At 45.7% G+C, this 5,076-nt stretch carries 5 protein-coding genes; 2 read left to right on the forward strand and 3 right to left on the reverse strand.

Annotated elements, in window-relative coordinates:
- Together ACWVCM_RS14020 and ACWVCM_RS14025 are read left to right on the forward strand one after the other, a co-directional pair.
- On the forward strand, positions 1 to 2,227 hold a 2,227-nt coding region (locus ACWVCM_RS14020; protein ID WP_455202385.1), incomplete at its 5' end, for an efflux RND transporter permease subunit.
- On the forward strand, positions 2,224 to 2,559 hold the full coding sequence (locus ACWVCM_RS14025) for a DUF3240 family protein (RefSeq protein WP_455202386.1): 336 nt from the start codon (positions 2,224 to 2,226) through the stop codon (positions 2,557 to 2,559). The genes ACWVCM_RS14020 and ACWVCM_RS14025, both read left to right, overlap by 4 nt.
- Before the next feature lie 224 nt (positions 2,560 to 2,783).
- On the opposite strand, the gene cydX is transcribed toward ACWVCM_RS14025, so the two are convergent.
- From cydX to ACWVCM_RS14040, 3 genes are all read right to left on the reverse strand, one after another.
- Positions 2,784 to 2,885, reverse strand: a complete 102-nt coding sequence (gene cydX, locus ACWVCM_RS14030; RefSeq protein ID WP_455202387.1) for a cytochrome bd-I oxidase subunit CydX — start codon at positions 2,883 to 2,885, stop codon at positions 2,784 to 2,786.
- A gap of 15 nt (positions 2,886 to 2,900) precedes the next feature.
- On the reverse strand, positions 2,901 to 4,043 hold the full coding sequence (cydB, locus tag ACWVCM_RS14035; protein WP_455202388.1) for a cytochrome d ubiquinol oxidase subunit II: 1,143 nt from the start codon (positions 4,041 to 4,043) through the stop codon (positions 2,901 to 2,903).
- 12 nt (positions 4,044 to 4,055) lie between these two features.
- A partial coding sequence (locus ACWVCM_RS14040; RefSeq protein WP_455202389.1) for a cytochrome ubiquinol oxidase subunit I occupies positions 4,056 to 5,076 on the reverse strand: 1,021 nt, incomplete at its 5' end.

Raw genomic sequence — 5,076 nt, forward strand, 5'->3', positions numbered from 1 at the left:
TCTAATCCTTGGTTTGCGTGGCGCTAATGCACAACAGGTAGTCATTAATGTAGAGAATAAACTGACGGAATTGCAGCCTTCTTTACCAAAGGGTGTACGAATTGAAGTGTTTTACAATCGCAGCCAGTTGGTGGATAGAGCAGTAAACACCGTGACCAATGCGTTAACCCAGGCAATCGTTCTGGTGGTGATATTGCTGGTAGTGTTATTAGGGAATTTACGGGCCGCGCTCACTGTCGCGCTGATTTTACCGCTTGCGGCGTTAAGTACTTTTATTCTCATGCGCTGGTTTGATTTATCCGCAAACTTAATGAGCCTGGGCGGATTAGCGATCGCTATTGGTATGCTGGTGGATGGCGCAGTGGTGGTGGTTGAAAATGTTGTTTCTAACCTGGAGAAAACTACCGATAGCCGCATGCCAAAGTTGCATATCATTAACAGGGCGGCTAAAGAGGTCGCAGTGCCAGTGGTATCAGGCGTACTGATTATCATCATTGTATTTTTACCTTTGCTGACATTGCAGGGACTGGAAGGAAAGCTTTTTGCACCCGTGGCACTGACTATTATTTTTGCGCTTGCGAGCTCTATTGTGCTTTCTCTCACTGTTATACCGGTATTTGCTTCAATATTGGTAAAAACTGCAACACTAAAGGAACCCTGGCTGGTAAAGCTTTTACATAAAGGGTATCAGCCAGTACTGGAATGGAGTTTAAAGCACAGACACATCGTAACGGTTAGTGCCCTGGTGACACTAGTAATTAGCTTTGGCATATTTTTATTAGTGGGAAAAACTTTTATGCCTACTTTAGATGAAGGCAATATTATTGTGCAACTGGAGAAACTACCATCCATTAACCTGGAAGAGTCCATAGCGATAGATGCCCGAGTACAACAGGCCATATTAAACGAGGTTGATGAAGTGACGCGTATTGTGGCTCGTACCGGTTCCGATGAGATAGGGCTGGATCCCATGGGCCTGAACCAGACGGATATGTTTTTAGTGCTTAAGCCACCTGGGCAATGGTCTGTATCTGATAAAGATGCACTGGTTGATAAGCTCAGACTGGTGCTGGATGGATTCCCGGGTGTTGCATACGCGTTTACTCAGCCTATAGAAATGCGTGTTTCGGAAATGTTGACCGGCGTTCGTGGTGATGTGGCGATCAAGTTGTTTGGTCCCGATTTATCTCAACTTAACAAAAAAGCAACTGAAATTGCCGCTGTTGTCGAAGCTATTGATGGAAGCGAAGATGTTTATTTTACGCAAAACGAAGGAGTGCAGTATTTAAAAGTTAGTATTAACCGGGTGGCGGCCGGACGGTATGGTTTTTCCATTGATGAGCTGGAGGATGAATTACGCATTCACGTGGAAGGTAAACAGGTTGGTACAGTATACACTGGTGTAAGACGAACCCCATTAATAGTACGTGGTGCACCTGAACTGCGCCGAGCTCCCGATGATTTCGTTAACCTTTATCTTACTATGGCGGATGGTAAACTGCTGCCACTCACGACCGTGGCGCAAATAAACCGGATTGAAGGACCTGTGCAGGTAGGTAGAGAACAAGGTGCAAGGTTTTCAGTAGTCATTGCCAATGTTCGCGATCGTGACCTGGTGGGATTTGTGGAAGAAGCAAAACAAAAAGTGCAGCAGCAAGTGCAATTACCACAGGGATATTACGTGCAATGGGGCGGGCAATTTGAAAACCAGCAACGAGCTGCGCAGCGGTTGACTATTGTGATACCTATCGCACTAGGGCTAATTTTCCTGCTGCTGTTCACAACATTTCGTTCTGTTCCCCAGGCGCTGTTAATACTAACTAATATTCCCTTTGCGCTCATTGGCGGTGTTCTGGCCTTGTGGATTTCCGGACAGTATTTGTCAGTGCCAGCATCAGTAGGTTTTATTGCATTACTCGGTATTGCAGTATTGAACGGTGTGGTGATGATCAGTTATTTTAACCAGCTTGCTTCAATGGGTATGCCACTGCAGAAAATCCTGAAAGAAGGGGCGCAAAGGAGGCTGCGACCGGTAATGATGACTGCTTTTACGACGGCGTTCGGTTTGTTCCCATTATTGTATGCGTCCGGACCAGGCTCGGAAATCCAGAAACCATTGGCTATTGTTGTTATTGGCGGCCTGGTCACCTCTACGTTGTTGACTCTTATATTATTGCCGATTTTATATGAGAAGTACGGATTTAAGACACTGCGGAGGCCTTCATGAACCAGTGTGTATTAGTATTAATTGCACCAATATCCGTTGAACAGGCGTTAGTTGACTGGCTGCTCAATTACCGGCGGGATATTATTTTCAGTACGCAACATATTCAATGCTACGGCATGCCGCAGGATGAACTGGAATTATCCCAGCAAGTAGTAGGACATCTTCCGAAAACAAAATTCCACATACAGCTGACTCATGAAGATGCTAAATCGATTCAGCAAGAGTTACAAAATAATTTCCACAACACGGCCATACGTTACTGGATAATGCCGACATTGGAGACGGGTTATATTGGTGATCCTCAACATGATCTTTGCAATCCTGATCAATAAAAAATGAACATGGAGGCTACCTGGCCTGCAAATAACCGCTATTGTCAAGAAGCTGTCTATTAATCACAAAGTTTATCATTACTACCAGGTTATCATAATCCCATACTGACAAGGGGATGCCGTGCGCTATTCAAGCGCCATATTTAAGAAAGGGCAGGGGAAAGGTTTGCCGCTACCCGTATTAGTATTCGAATTTGTTGCTTGAAACAACAATCCTGTTCAGTTTACTGATCATCCAGGCATTTTTCAGATTCCAGCCAAAGTACATTGATAATGCCAAAGGACACCGCCAGCAATACACCTAATATCCACGAAAAATACCACATCATTGATCTCCTGAATCAGTACATAGAATGTTGATTGTCTTCAACCTGTTGTTCTGTGACTTTGCCTCGCATTACACGATAAACCCAGGTGGTATACGCCAGAACAATCGGCAGGAAAATCAATACCGCCCAGAACATTAAAGTTAAAGTCAGATGACTGGATGTTGCATCCCATATCGTTAAGCTACTGCCGAAATCAGATGAAGAAGGCATAATAAATGGGAACATGGAGAAACCAGCCGTCAGGATAATGCCTGCCAGGCCCAGGCTGCTCAATACAAACGCCCAACCCGCTTTACCGATGCGGGATAAAAAGATTGCCGCTCCAATACCAAGATATGCTATTAACGGGGCAATAATAGTCCATGGATAGATACCGTAGTTGTTCAGCCATGCGGAAGGTTGCTGTTCTACTACTTTCCCCAGAATGTTCGGTGTTGCTCCCGCTGGAGGCATATCGGTGATAACATAACCTGTGATACCTGTGGCAATCCAGACTCCGGCCAATGAAAAAGTTACCAAAGCTATAATGCCAAATAACATCGCTGCTTTTTGTGCGCGTTGTTGAATTTCTGCTTCAGTTTTCAATTGCAGATAGATGGCGCCATGCATGACCAGCATGGAGAGGCTTACCAAACCTGTCAATAAGGCAAATGGATTAAGCAGTGCAAAGAAGGATCCGGTGTAGGTAGGGCGCAATGTATCATCATAATGAAAGGGAACGCCTAACAGTAAATTTCCGAAAGCAACGCCAAATACCAAAGCCGGTACGGTGCCGCCTGCAAACAATCCCCAGTCCCAGGCAGTACGCCAACGAGGGTCTTCAACTTTACTGCGGTAGTCAAATCCGACTGGCCGAAAAAATAATGCAAACAAGACCAGCAATAACGCGATATAAAATCCGGAAAAAGCTGCGGCATAGACTACCGGCCAGGCGGCAAACACTGCGCCACCCGCGGTAATAAACCAGACCTGGTTACCATCCCAGGTTGGTCCGATGGAATTAATGATGACGCGGCGTTGTTTGTCGGTTTTGCCAATAAACGGTAATAATGTACCCACACCAAGATCGAAACCATCTGTGATGGCAAAACCAATCAGCAGTACCCCTACGAAGATCCACCAGATAATTTTTAGCGTTTCATAATCGAATATCATGTTAGTGACTCCTTAATCCAGTTTTTGCAGGGGTTGTGGAGCAGGTTCACTGCCACCAGTAGCAACAGTGCGTTCCAGGTCGTAGCGACCCGTATGCAAACTACTCGGGCCAAGGCGGCTGTATTTGAACATTAAATACAGCTCGGCGATCAGTAGCAGTGTGTAGAAACCAATGAAGCCTGACAGGCTGAAAATCAGGTCCCCGGTTCCCAAACTGGATGTTGCTAATGAGGTAGGAAGTATTTCACCGATGGCCCATGGTTGACGGCCATATTCTGCGACAAACCAACCCGCTTCTGCGGCTAACCAGGGCAATGGAATGCTATACAGTGCCAGTTTCAACAACCAGCGTTTCTGATCAGCAATTCGTTTCGCACAGTAATAAAAGGATGCGGCAAAGATGAATAACATGAGAAAACCGGCGCCAACCATCAGTCGAAATACCCAGAACATGGGCGCCACTTTTGGTATCGCGTTCTGTGCCGCAAGTTTAATCTGTTCTTCACTGGCATCGACGACATTTTCGGTATAGCGTTTCAGCAACAGGCCATAACCTAAATCGTCTTTGTGGTTTTCAAAGGACTGTTTGGATGCATCGGATAAATCTCCGCTACGCAGTTTTTGTAAATATTCGTAAGCGATCATGCCTGACCGGATACGAATTTCATTTTGTGCAATTAAATCCTTTAGTCCTATGACCGGCTCATCAACAGAGCGAGTTGCAATGAGACCCATCACCCAGGGTATTTTCACTGCATAGTCTGTGCGTTGCGCTTCCTGGTCGGGCAGGCCAAAAATAGTAAATGCCGCTGGTGGTTCATGAGTTTCCCATTCAGCTTCAATAGCTGCCAGTTTAACGCGCTGAACTGCTCCTAACTCGTAACCACTTTCGTCACCCAGAACGATAACGGATAAAATCGACGCCAATCCAAAGCCCGATGCCACCGCAAATGAGCGGCGTGCAAAAAGTATATCCCGGCCTTTGAGTAAATAGTACGAACTGATGCCTAAGACAAACATAGAGCCGGTGACA

The organism is Kaarinaea lacus (genome assembly GCF_975902315.1).